The sequence below is a fragment of the Curtobacterium sp. PhB115 genome, from assembly GCF_003752025.1.
Lineage (GTDB): Bacteria > Actinomycetota > Actinomycetes > Actinomycetales > Microbacteriaceae > Curtobacterium.
On record NZ_RJKR01000011.1, the window covers coordinates 201,538 to 218,332 of the forward strand.

At 68.5% G+C, this 16,795-nt stretch carries 17 protein-coding genes; 5 read left to right on the top strand and 12 right to left on the bottom strand.

All coding sequences use genetic code 11. From position 1 onward, the window contains the following. Positions 1–39 precede the first annotated feature (39 nt). Positions 40–765, bottom strand: a complete 726-nt coding sequence (locus EDF19_RS16380; RefSeq protein WP_123681921.1) for a potassium channel family protein — start codon at positions 763–765, stop codon at positions 40–42. A gap of 232 nt (positions 766–997) precedes the next feature. Next, positions 998–1,939 carry a LysR family transcriptional regulator gene (locus EDF19_RS16385; protein ID WP_123681922.1) on the bottom strand — a complete coding sequence of 314 codons (942 nt, stop codon included), beginning with the start codon at positions 1,937–1,939 and terminating at the stop codon, positions 998–1,000. A gap of 119 nt (positions 1,940–2,058) precedes the next feature. On the opposite strand from EDF19_RS16385, the gene EDF19_RS16390 reads away from it, so the two are divergent. Next, positions 2,059–3,033, top strand: a complete 975-nt coding sequence (locus EDF19_RS16390; RefSeq protein WP_123681923.1) for a putative oxygenase MesX — start codon at positions 2,059–2,061, stop codon at positions 3,031–3,033. 32 nt (positions 3,034–3,065) lie between these two features. Continuing rightward, positions 3,066–4,115, top strand: a complete 1,050-nt coding sequence (locus EDF19_RS16395; protein WP_123681924.1) for a methionine synthase — start codon at positions 3,066–3,068, stop codon at positions 4,113–4,115. A gap of 186 nt (positions 4,116–4,301) precedes the next feature. Here EDF19_RS16395 and EDF19_RS16400 read toward each other — a convergent pair whose 3' ends face one another. From EDF19_RS16400 to EDF19_RS16435, 9 genes are all read right to left on the bottom strand, one after another. After that, positions 4,302–4,745, bottom strand: a complete 444-nt coding sequence (locus EDF19_RS16400) for a DUF1648 domain-containing protein (protein WP_123681925.1) — start codon at positions 4,743–4,745, stop codon at positions 4,302–4,304. Continuing rightward, the gene (locus EDF19_RS16405) at positions 4,745–5,683 is read right to left on the bottom strand and encodes a serine hydrolase (RefSeq protein ID WP_123681926.1); all 939 of its coding nucleotides are present in this window, start codon (positions 5,681–5,683) and stop codon (positions 4,745–4,747) included. The genes EDF19_RS16400 and EDF19_RS16405 overlap by 1 nt, the downstream gene beginning before the upstream one ends. Then, positions 5,574–6,557 carry an HTTM domain-containing protein gene (locus EDF19_RS16410; protein WP_123681927.1) on the bottom strand — a complete coding sequence of 328 codons (984 nt, stop codon included), beginning with the start codon at positions 6,555–6,557 and terminating at the stop codon, positions 5,574–5,576. The genes EDF19_RS16405 and EDF19_RS16410 overlap by 110 nt, the downstream gene beginning before the upstream one ends. After that, on the bottom strand, positions 6,542–7,141 hold the full coding sequence (locus tag EDF19_RS18850; protein WP_148071129.1) for a DUF5819 family protein: 600 nt from the start codon (positions 7,139–7,141) through the stop codon (positions 6,542–6,544). The genes EDF19_RS16410 and EDF19_RS18850 overlap by 16 nt, the downstream gene beginning before the upstream one ends. A gap of 52 nt (positions 7,142–7,193) precedes the next feature. Continuing rightward, a complete protein-coding gene (locus EDF19_RS16415) occupies positions 7,194–7,526 on the bottom strand; it encodes a hypothetical protein (RefSeq protein WP_123681928.1) in 333 nt (110 codons plus the stop codon). 281 nt (positions 7,527–7,807) lie between these two features. After that, entirely contained in the window at positions 7,808–9,754 is a 1,947-nt protein-coding gene (locus EDF19_RS16420; RefSeq protein WP_123681929.1) for a beta-L-arabinofuranosidase domain-containing protein, read from the bottom strand. Next, positions 9,751–10,725, bottom strand: coding sequence for a carbohydrate ABC transporter permease (locus EDF19_RS16425; RefSeq protein WP_123681930.1), 975 nt, complete (start codon positions 10,723–10,725; stop codon positions 9,751–9,753). The genes EDF19_RS16420 and EDF19_RS16425 overlap by 4 nt, the downstream gene beginning before the upstream one ends. Further along, entirely contained in the window at positions 10,722–11,672 is a 951-nt protein-coding gene (locus EDF19_RS16430) for a carbohydrate ABC transporter permease (RefSeq protein ID WP_123681931.1), read from the bottom strand. Before EDF19_RS16430 ends, EDF19_RS16425 begins: the two co-directional genes overlap by 4 nt. Further along, the gene (locus EDF19_RS16435) at positions 11,669–12,964 is read right to left on the bottom strand and encodes an ABC transporter substrate-binding protein (RefSeq protein WP_185022906.1); all 1,296 of its coding nucleotides are present in this window, start codon (positions 12,962–12,964) and stop codon (positions 11,669–11,671) included. The genes EDF19_RS16430 and EDF19_RS16435 overlap by 4 nt, the downstream gene beginning before the upstream one ends. A gap of 158 nt (positions 12,965–13,122) precedes the next feature. Between EDF19_RS16435 and EDF19_RS16440 the strand changes: the two genes are divergently transcribed. The 3 genes from EDF19_RS16440 (at position 13,123) to EDF19_RS16450 (ending at position 16,339) form a co-directional block, all read left to right on the top strand. Further along, positions 13,123–14,121 carry a LacI family DNA-binding transcriptional regulator gene (locus EDF19_RS16440; RefSeq protein ID WP_185022907.1) on the top strand — a complete coding sequence of 333 codons (999 nt, stop codon included), beginning with the start codon at positions 13,123–13,125 and terminating at the stop codon, positions 14,119–14,121. Further along, entirely contained in the window at positions 14,118–15,062 is a 945-nt protein-coding gene (locus EDF19_RS16445; RefSeq protein ID WP_311317124.1) for a phosphotransferase family protein, read from the top strand. Before EDF19_RS16440 ends, EDF19_RS16445 begins: the two co-directional genes overlap by 4 nt. A 287-nt stretch (positions 15,063–15,349) precedes the next feature. Continuing rightward, positions 15,350–16,339, top strand: coding sequence for a carboxypeptidase-like regulatory domain-containing protein (locus EDF19_RS16450; protein ID WP_185022908.1), 990 nt, complete (start codon positions 15,350–15,352; stop codon positions 16,337–16,339). 107 nt (positions 16,340–16,446) lie between these two features. Here EDF19_RS16450 and EDF19_RS16455 read toward each other — a convergent pair whose 3' ends face one another. Continuing rightward, positions 16,447–16,680, bottom strand: coding sequence for a hypothetical protein (locus tag EDF19_RS16455; RefSeq protein ID WP_123681936.1), 234 nt, complete (start codon positions 16,678–16,680; stop codon positions 16,447–16,449). Positions 16,681–16,795: the final 115 nt, after the last annotated feature.

Sequence of the window (16,795 nt, forward strand, 5' to 3'; positions counted from 1 at the left end):
GTAGTCAACCCTGCCGGCGCCCATCGCCCAAGTCGTCTCTCACTCGGAGCCGACGGGGCCGTCGTGTCCGCGCAGTTCGGCCCGGAGCTGGCGGATCTCGTCAGCCAGGTCTCGCATCTGCTCCTGCGTTCGAGCGTCAGCGGTCTCGTCCTGTTGCGCGACTCGTTCGACGATGTACGAGGCCAACGTCGCCGTGACGACACCGATGAGGGCGATGCCGCCGAGCATGATGCCTGCTGCGATGAACCGTCCGGTGCCGGTCACCGGGTAGAGGTCTCCGTACCCGACCGTGGTGATCGTGACGAACGCCCACCACAGGGACTTCGGGAACGTCGTGATCAGCGCCCCGGACGCATCCCGCTCGGCATCGAGCATCGCCAGGGACGCGACGAACAGGAGCAACGCGGTGCTCGAGGCGGCGAAGAGGATCACCCGGCCGCGGAAGGCATTGCCTGCGCGGCGCTGCAGGATTGCCACGAGCGTCACCAAGCGCAGGAGCCGGAGGGGTCGGAGGACCGGGAGCGCCACAACGACGAAGTCGAACAGGTGCGTGATGAACCAATGTCCGCGTCGTTCCGCGAGGACCAGGTTCGTCGCGTAGTCCACGACGAACAAGGCCCACGTGAGGTTGATCACGACATCAGCCACGAAGGCGCCAGTGCCGGTCAGGCGCCCCAGTACCTCCCAGGCGTAGGCGATGAGGAAGGTCCCTGCTGCCGCCGTCAAGGGCCACTCCATCAGCTCCTGCCAGCGCTTCTGCTTCATCCGATGACCGTATACACGTCAAGACCAGCACGGCGACCGTGCCGACCGTCGATCGTCGATCGTTCTGCGACAGCTAGGTGACGATGGGAGTCAGGCAGAAGGGATGGCCGGCAGGGTCCAGGCTGCGCTGCGCACCCCGAGCGGTGGGGACGCGACCGTCCTGGCGAACGCAAGTCGCGCCTCTAGACCGGTCACCGCGCGCGGTCGGCGCAAGCCCGTCGGCGCCGACCGCCTACCCGAGCGGCTCGACGCCGTAACTGGTGACCACCGCGCGCAACTCGTCCAAGTAGGTCTGCGCCTGCACGGTGAGAGGCACCGAGGCGTGCGCGATCCAGCCGATCTCGATGCGTTCGTCGACGTCGAGGGGGATGGCGACGATCTCCGGGTCGAGGTCGTCGCTGATGAGCCCGGTGGAGATCGTGTACCCGCCGAGGCCGATCATGAGGTTGAAGATCGTCGCCCGGTCCGAGACCCGGATCTCCCGCTTGCTCGACATCGTCGACAGGATCTCCTCCGCCAGGTAGAAGGAGTTGTTCGCGCCCTGGTCGAACGTCAGCCGAGGCAGGTCGGCGAGGTCCTCGAGGGTCGCACGCTCCCGCGATGCGATCGGGTTCCGCCGGGCCACGAAGATGTGCGGCTGTGCGACGAACAGTGGCGTGAACACGACCCCGGCGTCCCGCAGCAGCTTGCCGAGCACCTGCTTGTTGAAGTCGTTGCGGTAGAGGATGCCCACTTCGCTCCGCAGCGTGCGGACGTCCTCGATGATGTCCCAGGTGCGCGTCTCGCGCAGCGAGAACTCGTACTCGTCGGCAGCCGCGCCCTCGACCATGCGGACGAAGGCCTCCACGGCGAACGAGTAGTGCTGGGACGACACCCCGAGCAGCCGGCGCGACCGCTGCCGTCCGACGTAGCGCTGCTCGAGCAGGGAGACCTGCTCGATGACCTGCCGGGCGTACCCGAGGAACTCGACACCGTCGACGGTGAGCACGACTCCCCTGGCGGAGCGCACGAAGAGGGGCCGCCCGATCCGGGTCTCCAGGTCCTTCATCGCCGCGGACATCGTCGGCTGCGACACGTAGAGCAGATCGGCGGCGGCGCTGATCGAGCCCTCGGTCGCGACCTCGATGAAGTACCGGAGTTGCTGCAGGGTGATGTCGTTCGGGACCCGAGCCATAGGCCGAGGCTATACCGCCGCATAGCGTCTCAGTATTACCTGATGGCCGGCGGTTCCCGTCATGATCGAGGAACCCCTTCCCCAGTGCCCTCGGGCGCTCGACGAACAGATTGCCGACCATGGCGAACGACATCACCTTCAGCATCACCAGGACCCGCTTCGACGAGGACTACTCCCCCGCCGACAGCTCCCGGCTGACCACGAACTTCGCGAACCTGGCGCGCGGCGAGCACCGTCAGCAGAACCTCCGTGCTGCGCTGGCGATGATCGACGGGCGCGCGAACGACCTCGCCGGGGCCTTTGCTGGCGGTGCCGATGACCGCTACCGCCTGCAGCTCGACATCGTCTCGGCCGCACTGGCGTTCTCCGACGGTGGAGCCGACGCCGAGTTCCCGCTGCTCGAGATGCTCGACGTCACGATCGTCGACCAGCACACCGGCGAGCACCACCACGGCATCCTCGGCAACAACTTCTCGTCGTACCTGCGCGACTACGACTTCTCGGTGCTGCTGCCGTCATCGCCGGGCTTGCCGTCTGACTTCGGGGCGCTGCACGGTGCCCTCTTCCAGCGTTTCCTGGAGTCGTCCGCGTTCCGCTCGGACTTCAGTGCCGAGCCCGTCGTGTGCATCAGCGTCTCGACGAGCCAGACCTACCGCCGGACCGGGTACGTCCACCCCGTCCTCGGCGCCGAGTACGAGCACGAGCACTCCTCGCTCACCGACGACTACTTCGGCCGGATGGGCATGCGAGTCCGGTACTTCCAGCCCGCCGGAGCGTCGGCCCCGCTCGCGTTCTACACGCGCGGCGACCTGACCGGGGACTACACGGACCTCCAGCTCATCGGCACGATCGCCACCATGGAGACGTTCCAGAAGATCTACCGCCCGGAGATCTACGCCGCGAACACCCCGGCCGGCAGCACCTACCGCCCCACCCTCAACCACACCGACTTCACGCCCACCCCGGTCACCTACGACCGTGAGGAGCGCAGCCGCCTCGGGATCACCCAGGGTCGGTGGACCGAGGAGCACCTCGTGACGCCGCACCACGCGCTCCTCTCGCGGTTCGCTGCCGACGCCGCCGTTTCCCTCTGACCTCGTTCCCTCCTGACAGGACCCGCACCCGCATGACGTCCCTCCTCCCCACCGCGATCGTCGGCAGCCTGCCGAAGCCGTCCTGGCTCGCCGAGCCCGAAAAGCTCTGGTCCCCCTGGAACCTGCAGGGGGCAGCACTCACCGAGGGCAAGCAGGACGCACTCCGCTCCGCCGTCCACGAGCAGGAGCGCCGCGGCATCGACATGGTCAGCGACGGCGAGCAGACCCGCCAGCACTTCGTCACGACGTTCATCGAGCACCTGGACGGCGTCGACCTCGAGCGCAAGGAGACCGTCCGGATCCGCGACCGGTACGACGCGGCCGTCCCGACCGTCGTCGGTGCCGTGAGCCGCCGGAAGCCAGTCTTCGTCGAGGACGCGAAGTTCCTGCGTGCCCAGACCGACCGGCCGATCAAGTGGGCACTCCCCGGGCCGATGACCATGATCGACACGCTCTCCGACCAGCACTACAAGAGCCGCGAGAAGCTGGCGTGGGAGTTCGCCACGATCCTCAACCAGGAAGCCCGCGAACTCGAAGCCGCCGGCGTCGACATCATCCAGTTCGACGAACCCGCCTTCACCGTCTTCCACGACGAGGTGCAGGACTGGGGCGTGGCCGCACTCGAACGCGCCACCGAGGGCCTTCGCGCCGAGACCGCCGTGCACATCTGTTACGGCTACGGCATCGAGGCGAACAACAAGTGGAAGGAGACGCTCGGAGCCGAATGGCGGCAGTACGAGCAGTCCTTCCCGCTGCTGCAGCAGTCCTCGATCGACATCGTGTCGCTGGAGTGCATCCACTCGCACGTGCCCCTCGAGCTCGTCGAGCTGATCCGCGGCAAGAAGGTCATGCTCGGGGCGATCGACGTCGCGACCGAGACCGTGGAGACCCCGGAGGAGGTCGCGGAGGTCCTTCGTCGGGCGCTCGAGTTCGTCGATGCCGACAAGCTCATCCCGAGTTCCAACTGCGGAATGGCTCCCCTCGCTCGTGGGGCCGCACTCGACAAGCTCAGTGCGCTGTCCGCTGGGGCGGACATCGTGCGGGCTGAGCTCGTCGGCTCGGCGGTCCCGTCGGCGCGCTGACCACTGCGAGACCCGCGGCGGCTCTCTTCCGGAAGGAGGAGAGCCGCCGTTCGTGTTGCGTCCGCCGCGTGCGCGGCTCTCGATCCGGTCTGGAGGCGCGGCTTCCGTCCGGCCGACGGGTCGCGCTGGCACTGCCCTCGCCTTTCACTGCCCCTCGACCGCGGTCGCTGTCTCAGCAATCCGCTTTCAGTCCCTCGCGGGGGAAAGCAGCCCGTACGGAACAAGGGCCCACGCGGGCGCCGCCGCGAGAAGCCACCAAGCCGTCGGACTCAACGTCGAAGACGCCAATCCCACGATGATCAGCCAGCTCATCGCGAGCGCCGCAACGAACCCTGCGGTGACCGCACACGAGATGCGACCTCTGCGCCGATCTCGAGCAAAAGCGGAGCCGACCGCCGCCACGAGGAACAGCGCCTGTATCGCCGCGAGCAGGATCGCGGTTCCCACCGGTGTCCCGTACCCGCTCGGGCTGCCGTCCGGACCGAACGTCGTGGCGATCCGGTCGGGTAACCGATCCCACCAGGCGCTGGTGACCGCGACCTCGACGACGACGGGGAACGCAGCAGCGATGGCAGCGAAGACCCCCTCTCGCTTGCGTCGGCCGCCGGCGCTGTCCATCGGTGCGTTCATCAGCCGTTGCACGTCTCCCGCACCTCCCGCTCGATGAGAGCCGTAGCGATCGCGTCTGCCGCATGCGGAGCCTTCGCGAGGGCGTGGACCGCGGCAGTGACTCCTGCCGCGTTGGCGATGACCGCACCTGCCGCTCGCACCTCTCCGTTGATCCAGATCGATGCCCCTTCCCGCTGCCAGCTCACCGTGCGGGAGTGTCCAGCGCCGGGTTCGAGCGCCCAATCCGCGTAGCGACAGAGATCGTCGAACGTGGACCAGACGCCGCCTGCAGCCGCGAACGACGATTCTCCGAGCGCCCACGGCTTGATCGTGCGACCGAAGAGCTTCGCCACCACCCGGTCTGCTGGAAGAGGCTCGAGCGTGGCAGAGCTGATCCCCGCCGGCTCGAGGACGTGCTGGCGCACAGCGGTGAACCAGTCGCCGTGCACCTCGTCGAGTACCGCACCGAGGAGGGCGTATCCCAGGTTCGAGTACACGAACTGCCCTCGGGGCGTGGCCGGTACCGCAGCTGCCAGGTCCAGAGGAACCCCAACAGCCTTTCGGTACGGGTCGCCGAACAGTCGGTCGCGCATCGTGGCCGGAAGCCGTGGCAAACCCGAGGTGTGGTGCACGAGGTCAGCAACGGTCATGTCGGCATCGGGCACACCGGGGAGGTAGTACACGACCGGCCGCTCGACCTCGATCGTGATCCAAGCCGTCGTGCCCACGAGTCCCTTCGTGATGCTCCCCCACTCCAGCATCGAGGCGGTGGCGTAGGGCCCACGGGGCTCGCGGACGGCTCGCCAGCCATCGCCTGCACGAAGACTCGCGCGCCAGTGTCCGGAACTCTCAAGCGGATTCCGCACCATGTGCCTCTCCTTGAAAACGGGCCGAGATGCGGGCCACTGCGCCGTCCCACAACGACCGAGCTCGGCGGTGAAGACCCACGACGTGGGCATTCACGAAGAGGAGGTCGAACGCGGCCATCACGAGGGCGAACGAGGTCAGGCCCATGAGCACGGCGATCGCCAGGTGGAATGTGAGCATCGCCGTGACAGCCACGGGCCTCCCCGCGCGGAAGAAGACGAGGACGGGGAAGAACACTGACGTCAGAACAGTCGCGTAGGCACCGATGACCATCAACCAATCGGACTGGACGAGAGACGGGGTGATCCCTGGGAGGAAGAACTCTGGGACGTTGAGGATGTAGTACAGCGCAGTGCCGTCTTGCCAGAGTTCACCTTGCACCTTGTACAACCCGGCCATGAGATAGACGACAGTCACCTGGGTCGCCAACAGCAAGAGGCCGGTGTTGTTGAGGACCGACGAAATCGGGCCTGCCTCCCGCTTTCGACGTCCCCTGACGATGGTGAACGCCGAATAGCACCTGGTCAGCAAGAGGAAGAGCACTGCTGACGCGGCCAGAGCATCGCCACCGTCCATGAACGCCGGGTTTGCCATGTAGAGCGACCAGAGGAGCACGTAGTGCGCCGCGAGGACCGGACGGCCACCCACGCCGAGCGTGACAAGCAGCGCGACCACCAGGCCGATGTGGAAGACGACCTCGAAGAACACCGCCGAATCTGACGCGACGTAGAGGCTCCAGGTCCCGATACCGGCCGTGTAATCGCGGATGCCTTCAAGCCCGTAGACGCCGTACGGACCGAAGAACGTCGATCGCCCCGCGTACTGCCTGATGTAGAACGCCGTCGACACCAATCCGACGACCGCCCTGAGCAGGCTCAGAGCTGTCGCCGCACGAGGGGCATCCACCATCCAGTCGGCAACGACGCCGACTCGGGAAGCGAGCGCCCGGATCACAACGGGATCCATTCGGAGTCGGTGATGCGAGGCTCTGCGCGAGCTGCGTCGGCGCCGCGCTTCGACCAAGGCGTGAGCGGTTGGACGACGTATCGAAGCTGCACGGCGGACGATTCTTCGTCAGGATCACGCGCAGACGGGCATGGGACTCTCAGTGCCGCGTAGCGAGCCAGGACTCGCTCTGCTCGTCGCTGCGTGCTGACGTCGGAGGGCACAAGGTCTTCCTTGCCTTTGGTCTCGAGTCGCTTGCTGATGTCGTCCTGCGCAAAGCGCTCGACGAGCGCATTGCTGACGATCCGGCTCTCACGATCCGGAAAGAGTCTCGACGATTGGGTCCGCGCGATGGCGGACGAAGAGATGTCGGTCCATTCCGTAGTCGTGCCTCGGCAGCGGATGCGAGCGACCACACCGCGTTCGTCGCTGATCGGATCCGGCGCGAAAAGCTGCCAGTTCTGGGAGAGGTGCGGATTCAGCAGGGAGGCCACCGGACCAACGTCGAACTTGATCGGAGTGACCGGACCCGCCAGCACGATTGCGCAAGCGCCGAAGGTTCCCACGACTGCCAATCCCGCAGCTGCCAATAAGGTCTTGTGCATTGTTCCCCCCGAGGGAAGGGGCCCGCCGCCGGGACGGGCCCCTTCGCACTCGTCAGCGATCGAAGTAAGCGGACTCGAGCTGCGCCGAGGACTGCGGCGCCTCCACGACGGAACCGAGGATGCTCGCGAGGCGAGCAACGTTCCCCGCCGCCTGCGGCGCAGTGGCCGCCTTGAACCCCGCTGCCAGAGCCTTCGCGACGCCCACCACTCCGCGCTGCTCCGGCTCAGAGGTCATCGACGATGCCCCCGGGTTCGCGACGACCTCTGCCATCGCACTCGACTGTTCGTAGGACGCCTGAGCAGCCTGCGCCGGCGCAGCGAGCAGGAGCGTGCTGCCGACCAAGATGGCTGCGGCCGAACCCGCGAGCTTCGTTTTGAACTTCATCTTCGAACTCCAATCTGTTGTTTGGAGTACTTGTGTATCAGTCCGCAACCGACTGGTCTACCTTGCGGATGTGATCTCATCGGGGCTCGGTCGGCCCCCGCGGAGGGGCCTGAAGGCGGCGGGCGTCGCCACCCTCCAGTTCAACGAGCCCGCCTTCGCCTCCGGCTGCGGGGTGACTCCGCCTGCGCGGGGGCGCCGCTCTGATCTGGGCCCAGCCCCGTTCAGACTGAAGGCGCGGTGCCAACCGGCACCGCGCCTCCAGTCCGGAAAGCTGCCTCCCGCTACCGCCCCGGCTCCTCCACATCGTCCACGTCCCGCCAGTTCCCGATCACCGGGAACTCCGTCACCCGCAACCGCGCCGACCCGTACGGCACGAGCCGCAGATCGTCATCGGGCCCGTGGTCGAGCACCGGACTCGCCGGGGGAACGTCTGCCTGCGCCCCCGTCATCCGCCACTCGGTCGCCCGGGCGCCCGGCGCGTGCAACACGACAGCAGCGCTCCGCCGGTCCCGGAGCGACCACGGCGTCGTCGGAACGGTTCCGCGTGTCACCCGCCACGAAGCGGCTGATCCGACCTGGTCGAGCGCCCAGTTCCACGACCCACGCGGGTGGATCTCCCACTCCCCGATGCCCGGCGCGCCCTCGTGCTCCACCCAGCGCTCCCCCGGCGAGTACACCATCGTCAGCGGCCCGAGTCGCACCGATGCCGCCTGCCGCTCGCGTCGCGCCACGCGCGCCCGCATCGGCAGCACGAGCACGACGTCGCCGGCCGTCGACCAGTCGTGTTCCAGGGTCACGTAGCCGTCGTCGGCCTGGAGTCGCGACTCACCGGCGAGCGCCACCGAGGTGCCGCCGACCGTCAGCCGGGCGTCGTCGGCCCACTCCGGGATGCGGAGTCGGAGCGCGAACGTTGCCGTCCGCTCGGTCTCCACGCGGATGGTGACGGTCTCGTCGAACGGGTACGCCGTGTCGACCTCGATCGCCACGGGGTCGGGTCCGACGGACGTCCGCAGCGACACGGGCGCGTACGCCACGACCCGCAGCCCGTCGTCATCACGCAACCAGGAGTTCGCGACGAACTTCGGCCATCCCTGGTGCAGGTTCGCGGTGCAGCAGCCGAAGTGCGGCTCGAGGCCGAAGATCCCGGCGTCGTCCGACGAGAAGCTCCACTCGCGGCGGGCGACGGACACCTCGACCTGGTTCGCCTGCTGGTGGTACTGGTGTCCGCGCATCTCGGGGTCGCTCGACGCGGGCAGCAGGTTGTAGGCGAGGTGCTCGAGCCGGTCGCCGTCGATCGCTCGGCCGTACACCTGCGCGTGGACCTCCTGCGTGAACATCATCTCGACGACCTGGCACGTCTCGACGCCTGCCGTCGCAGCCGGCCCTCCGAGCCACTCGTCGCCGGAGAACCACCCGTGGGCCTGCCCGTGCCACCGATCGAGGTTCCCGAACGCCGACTCCGTGCGGGCGGCGTGTCCGGCGAGGTCGCGGTCACGGAGGGCGTCCACAGCGCCGGTCTTCAGCCCCATCGCGACGTTCGGTCCGTGGGTGCGGTGCGAGAACACCCTTGCGGCGCCGGTGATGAGGTCACCGGTCAGGTACTCGTCCCACCGGATCGTCTGCGCCGCGAGCACGTCGACGAGGTCGAGCAGCCAGTCATCGCTCGTCTGCTCGTACAGCCACCACACCGACAGCGCGGCGTCCGCTCCGCGGGCACGACCCCACGAAGTGAGCGGGCGTCCGGGCAGGTGCTCGAGCTGGTGCCGGAAGTACCGCGCCAGGAAGGGTGGGACGCGCTCGTCCCCGGTGGCGTCGGCGTGCTGCGTGAGCACCTTGCACGCGACCATCCGTGGCCACCAGTCGTCGTTGCCGGTCGGTCCGAAGAACCCGTCCTCGCGCTGCGAGCCGAGGATCCACTCGATCCACGGTGTCGCGAGCGCCAGGAGCCTGTCGTTGTGCAGCACGTGCGCGAGCGGCACGAGTCCGTCCAGGTAGTACGGCCCGCGTTCCCAGTTCTCACCTGCTCCGCCGCGCCAGCCGCTGTCCGGTCCGACGTCGGGCCAGAGCGCCTCGAGCTGCCCGGTGATGTTGTCGGCCTGCAGCCGGAGCTGGTCGAGCAGCCAGCCGCCGGGTGTGATGCTCCCGAGCGGCAGGGGCCGGTGCGGCCGACCGCCGGGGGTGGGAGCGTCGGCCGCGGTGCCGGTGGTCGGGGTGTCCGTGATGGTCATTTGATGGATCCTCCGATGAGACCTCTGGTGTAGTACCGCTGCAGTGCGAGGAACAGCACGACCACCGGGACGGTCGCGACGCACGCGACGGCGGTGAGGAGCCCCGGATCGATCACCGGCACGCCGGGGATCTTGAAGGACGTGCTGATGCTCGACAGCGCGAGCGGGAGTGTGTACTTGCTGTCGGTCGACAGGAACGTGACCGAACTGAGCAGGTCGTTCCAGCCGGCCATGAAGCCGAACAGTGCGGTCGTGACGAGCCCCGGCCACGCGAGCGGGAGCATCACCGAACGCAGGATCCGCCCGGTGCCGGCACCGTCGATGGCCGCGGCGTCCTCGAGTTCCGACGGGATGCCGTCGAACGTGTTCCGCATCACGAACACCGAGAACGGCAGCTGGAGCGTCACCAGCACCAGCACCACCCCGGCGAGGGAATCGAGCAGCCCGAGTTTGCCGAGCACGATCGACAGCGGCGTGAGCAGGCCCTGGAACGGTACGACGAGCGGGGCGAGCAGGAGCACGAACACGATCGTCGAGCCGCGGAACCGGATCTTCGACAGCGCGTACGCGGCGAGCGTGGACACGATCGCGACGAGCACGGCGACCGAGATCGCGACGACGAACGAGTTCACGATGTTCTGCCGCAGGTCGACCGAGGGGTCGAACACCTTCGTGTAGTTCCGGAGCGTGAGCGTCGCGATCGACTCGAACCCGATCCCCCGGGCGTCAGCGTCCGCCGGCAGGAACGACCGGAACAGGATGTACAGGACCGGTGCGATGAACAGCAGCGCCAGTACCGTCCCCACGACGACGTACGCGACGCCGCTCGCGTGCACCCGACGACGTCGCGGCGGGGTGACGCCCGGCAGGTCGGTCCGGCCCGGCGCACCCGGCGAGTCCGGTCTGGAGGCGCGGCTCGCGTCGCGTCGGGACGCTGCGGTCGTCCGTCTGGTCACGTCGGTGGCGCTCATCGCTCGTCCTCCTGTCCGGTGGAGCGCAGGGCCCGGAGCTGGACGATCGCGATGACGAGGATGATCACGGTGAGGATCATCGACAGGGCGGCGCCGTAGCCGAGGTCGTAGCGGACGAACGACTGCTGGTACGTGTACATCACGGTCGTCGTGGTCGACCCGCTCGGGCCGCCCTTGGTCAGCACGTAGAACTGGTCGAACACCAGGATCGACCCGGACACCGCGAGCAGCATGCACAGCGCGAACTGTCGCCGGACGAGCGGGAAGACCACCGAACCCTCGCGTCGCCACCACCCGGCGCCGTCGATCTTCGCCGCCTCGATCACCTCGGTCGGCACGGCCTGCATGCCGGCCATGAGGAGGATCATCGCGACGCCCATCGACTTCCACACCGTCAGGACGACGACCGCCCAGAACGCGGTGTCAGGCGACGTGAACCAGGCGGTGTCCCCGTTCGTCAGCCCGATCGACTTCAGCAGGACGTTGATCACGCCGGTCCCCGGCACGAGGAGCACGTTCGCCATGTACGCCGCGGCGGTGAAGCCGATGACCACGGGCATGAAGAACGCCGTCCGGACGAAGGAGACGAGTCGGCCCTCACCGCGGACCATCGTCGCGGCGGCGTAGCTCGCGGCCATCCCGAGCGGCACCGACACCACCGTGAAGAGCAGCGAGAAGCCGAGGGAACGCCAGAACGCAGTGTCCTGGAACGCCTGCGTGTAGTTCGCGACGCCGGCGACGCTGACCTTGCCGAGCAGCGGCCAGTTCGAGAACGACATCCCGACGAGCAGCACCATCGGCACGACGAAGAACACGACCGCGAGGACGAGCGCCGGCGCCACGAGCACCCACGCGAGCGTCTGGCGACGACGACTCGCGGACCGCGGACGGGAGCGCTTCGCCCCGTCCGCGACCCCGGCGAGCGCCGAGGAGGTGACGGCTGTCACTGCCCGACCTGGCTGTACGCCTGCTCGATGAGCGAGTTGGCCTGCTTCTCGGCGCTCGCCAGCGCGGTCTCCGCGTCGGCGCCCTGGAAGATGACCTTCTGGGACTGCTGCGCCCACGGACCGTTCGGGTCGTTGATCACCGCGTTGTAGGCGATGCTCTTCGGGAGCTTGCCGATCGCGAGCGTGTCGACGATGTCCTTGGACCAGTCGTCCGTCGCCAGACTCTTCGCCACCGTGAGGTCCGGAGCGATCCAGCCCTGCGAGAGGTCGATCTCGGCGGCCTTCTTCGAGCTGACGAGCCACTTCATCAGGGACCACGCGCCGTCCGCGTTCTTCGCACCGGCGGTCATGCCGATCTCGTCACCACCGAGGAACGACCCGGAGCCGCCGTCCACGCCAGGGATCCCGACCGCGCTGCCGAAGTCGGCCTTCTTCGCGGTGAGGGTGTTCGCGCCACCGAACAGGATGCCGACCTTGCCGTTCAAGGCGTTCTCCTGCCCGACGTTGCCCGGGTCCTGGTTCGGCTGGTCGGTCTTCTGCATGAGCCCGGACTTCCACATGTCCTGGTACCAATCCACCATCCCGACGAGCTCCGGGCTGGTGAACTCCGCCTTCTGGCTCTTGCCCGCCGCCGTCAGGACGCTGCCGCTCTTCGCCCACGAGCTCGGGAACCCGGTCCACGCCTGCCCGACTCCGCCGAGGGTCGAGAACCCGGTGACGCCTCCCCCGAGCGCCTGGATCTTCTCGGCCGCGGCCTTCACCTCGGCGAGGGACGTCGGCGGCTTGGCCGGGTCGAGGCCGGCCTTCGTGAACAGTGACTTGTTCCAGAACATCTGGGAGCCGGTGAGCGCCACGGGCAGGGCGTAGTTCTTGCCGTCGAGCGTGCCGATCTCGACACCGGCCGGCGCGAGGTCGCCCTTGTTCGACAGACCCTTCACCTTGTCGGTGACGTCGGCGAGCAGCCCCTGGGTCGCGAGCAGCGGCGTGTTGACGATGTCGTAGCTGACGAGGTCCGGGACCGATCCCGCACGAGCGGAGTTCGCGAGCTTCGTGAGGTACTGGTCGGCCTGGATCGTGGAGAGCTTCACCGTGATGCCGGGGTTCGCCTTCTCGTAGGCCTTCACCTGGTCGGTCAGGTCGACGCCGCCGTCGCGCTGCCAGAGCGTCACCGTGCCCTTCGCGGAACCTCCGCTGTCGGCCGTCCCGCTCGAGGAGCACCCGGCCAACCCGAGTGCCGCGACCGTGAGGGCGGCGGCCAGGGTCGCGGTCCGCCGGATCGTGGATGTCTTCATCGTCATCTCCAAATCGCTCCTTGCCGCATCATTGCGGCAAGCTTTGCTGTGTTTGCCGACGCTAGAGTGCGCCACGAGCCGTGTCAATACTTGACGTCTCAATCGTGATGCGGCAAGGTTTGCCGAGTGCCGTACGCTCGCATCGCAAGGAGGACGCCGTGGTCAACCGACGTGAGGTGACGCTCGCCGACGTCGCCGCCCAGACCGGCGTCTCCGTCGGGACCGTCTCCAAGGTCCTCAACGGGCGCGGGCAGATCGCCGAGGGGACGCGGCAACGCGTCGCTGCAGCGGCGACCGAGCTGGGACTGAGCGTGCGCGCCGAGACGCGAGCCGTGCCTCCAGGCCGGTCCTTCCTGGTCGGGGTGCTCTCCACCGACGCCTACGGGCGGTTCACCATCCCGATCCTCACCGGAGCCGAGGACACCTTCGGGCCGGGCGAGGTGTCGATGCTGCTCGCCGAGAGCCGCGGCGACCCCATCCGCGAGGCGCACTACGTGCAGACGTTCCTGAACCAGCGCGTCGACGGGATCGTCGTGACCGGCCGCTCGAGCGACCCGCGGCCCTCGATCACCGGGCTGCTCGGCGTGCCCGCCGTGTACGCCCTCTCACCGTCGCTCGACCCCGACGACGTCTCCATCGTGCCGGACGACGAAGCCGGCGCCGCCCGGGCGATCGACCACCTGATCGGCTCCGGCCGACGATCCATCGCGGTGATCTCAGGCGCCCGCCGGCACACGGCGAGCTCGCACCGCGTCGAGAGCGCGAAGCGTGCGATCGCCGCTGCGGGGGCCACGCTCGCCGGCGGCGATGCCCTGTACGGCGAGTGGAGCGAGCGGTGGGGGTACGAAGCCGCCACGCGATTGCTCGGCACCGAGTTCGACGGCGTGTTCTGCACGAGTGACCAGATCGCACGCGGCGTCGTCGACCGCCTGCGCGAGGCCGGGATCGCCGTGCCGACGCAGGTCGGGGTCGTCGGGGTCGACAACTGGAGCGTCATCACCGACGCCGCCCGGCCTTCGATCACGTCGGTCGACCTCAACCTGCGCGAGGTCGGGCGGCAGGCGGCGGACCTGCTCATGCGGAAGATCGGCGGGGAGGCCGTCGAGGGTGGGGTCCGGACCGCGGAGTGCTTCCTCGTGCCGCGGCAGTCGACGTGAGCGCCTCGGGATCGTTGGCTGCGGTGCTCGCTGCTGCTGGTCTGCCGACCGATGGGCGCTACGAGGCGAAGGGCGGGTGGGTCAGTCGGGCGTGGGTAGGGACTTCGTACGTCGTGCGGGTCGGGGACGCCGCGGCTGCGCACGCGTACGAACACGAGGCATCCGTCGTGGCGTCGCTTGCCGGCACGGACGTCCCGCACGCCCGGCACATCGCGCACGGCACATCGGCTGAGGGCGCCTGGTACGTGTCCGCTCGCTTGCCCGGGCGGACGCTGCACGACACGTGGCCGACGGCCTCTGTCGCCGAGCGTCGGTCGATCATCCACTCGCTCGGGGACGCGTTGCGGGCACTGCACCACGTGCCGGTTCCCGACGGTCTGATGCCGCCGTGGCTTCGTGGGGCACTTGCCGGCGGATCGTGGCCGGCGTACCACCCGCCGTTCGTGAGGGTGGCGATGGCGCTCGTCGAGGATGCAGCGGCGGCCGGGCTTTCCTCGCCCTTGCTCGGTGCCGTCCGCTCCTGGGTGTCGTCGCGGTTGCCGCTGTTCGATGCCGATCCGTACGTGCTCGTCCACGGGGATCTGCACGGGTCGAACATCATGGTCGACGAGGGGCGGGTCACGGGGTTGATCGACTTCGCGGAGGCCGTGGCACAGCCAGCGGACGTCGAGCTCGACACGATCCTGCGGTGGTGCGCTCGGCCGGAGGAGTTCCCGCCGACGCCGACGTCGCGGGGACTCGATGCTGCGTCGTTGACTCCGGTGCGGGGGTGGTTGGAGGAGGCGTACCCGGAGCTGTTCGCGCGGCCGTCAATGGGTTCGCGACTCGCGTTCTACGACCTGTGGGTGGAGTTGGCGATCTTCGGGCACCATCCGGATGCGGCGGTGCGGGCAGTGGCGGAGGAGCGGATCGTGCGGACGATCAGTGAGGCTGCACGGTAGACCCCCGCGGTGTCCGTGCCCCTCATGTGTCGTTGCCGGCCCGCGTGGGCGTCACCGTTCGTGTTGCGTCAGCCGCGTGCGCGGCTCTCGATCCGGTCTGGAGGCGCGGCTGGCGTCCCGCCGACGGGTCGCGCCGGTACTGGCGTTGCCCTTCACCGCCTCCACCAGCTGGTGGGCGTTCAAGGCGCGGATCATCGGTGACCACTGCTGCGATGTGCCCTCCCCACCGCCCGCCCGACGCGTACAGTCCCTGGCAACGCACGGCCGGCCAACGATGGGGGAACGCGATGCGACTGATCACGGGGACGGCACTGGTCGTTGCGCTGGCAGCAGGCGCGCTGATCGGCCTCGCGCCACCAGCGACTGCGGCCGGATCCGGAACGATCACCGTGCAGCTCGCAACGCCGGACGGCACCGCGATCCGGCTGGCGGACGTCGAACTCGCCGCGATCGGTACCGACGTCGTCGTCGGGAACGCCACCACCGACGATGACGGCACTGCGACGTTCACCGGCATCCCCGCACCGGACACCGTCACGGTGACGACGCGGCAGCTCCCGCCGCACGGAACCGAGACCTACGCCCCCGGACTCCGCTCGGGCATCGCCGTCCGCGGCGGCTCGACAGTCGCGGTCACCGTGCCGCTCGTGATCGGTGCCACCGTGCAGGGCGGTGTGGTCAGCCCCACGGGACCCGCCGCCGGTCGCCTGATGTACGCCTGGAACGAGGACACCTCGCAGGTGTTCCGGACGACCTCGGACAGCACGGGCCAGTACCGGTTCCTCGGGTTGAGCACCGGGAAGTACCGCATCGAGGCGTACGCCAGCGGAACGGCGTCGCCCGCCGTCTGGAAGACCCGGGTGTACCAGCAGCGAGGGACTCTCCCGGCTTCCCAAGTCACGTTGTCACTACACTACGCACACAGCGACTACGACCTGGTCGTCTACGCCGCTTCGGCGTCCCGCGGCCCGTCGGCGCAGCTGAGCGGCGCGAGCGTCACGGTGACGAACGCGACGACCGGAGCGTCGTTCTCGACCCGGTTCTCGACGCTGCTCGACAACGAGCAGACGGCGCAGTTCCAGATCCCCTCCGGGCAGTACGTCGTGGAGATCCGGACTGCGGCGACGACCGCAACGACCGCGCACGTGCTGTGGCTCGGACGTCCGGGCGGCGTGTACCGGTACGTGGCCGACCGAGCGCAGGCCGTCCCGGTGGATGTCGTGTTCGGCGGGTTCAACGGTTGGGGCGGCGCGGTGCCGGAGGCGGTGTCGCGCTGAGTGGTCGGGCGCCCCCCTCGGGTGCTTCGGACCAACGGCTTGTCCGGACGCAGCTGGCTGCGTGACTACACGCGGTCGCGGACACGCGACGGTGGCGTCGCCACCGTCTACATGTCTGCGATGAGACGGAGCGTGTAGCCGTCGGGCACCGTCTGGTGTTCGACGTAGTGCATGAACACCGGCGCCGCCTGGTCGGCCGTGAACAGCTCGGCAGGATGCCGTGGCTCGTGCGCAGCCTGCACGTCGATGGTCTCCGTGAGCGGTTCGGTGAGGTCGTGGTCACGGCCGACGATGTAGAAGCGGTACTCACCGTCCTCACGGCGGCGCAGCTCGACGCTCATCTTCTCCGCGGTGCCACCGGCCTGCAGGTACGAGTTGCCGTACTCGTCGATGACCGACTGCGGGCCGGCGCGCCAGGTCTGGTCGTCGATCGGCGCGGAGAAGACGAGCTACGCG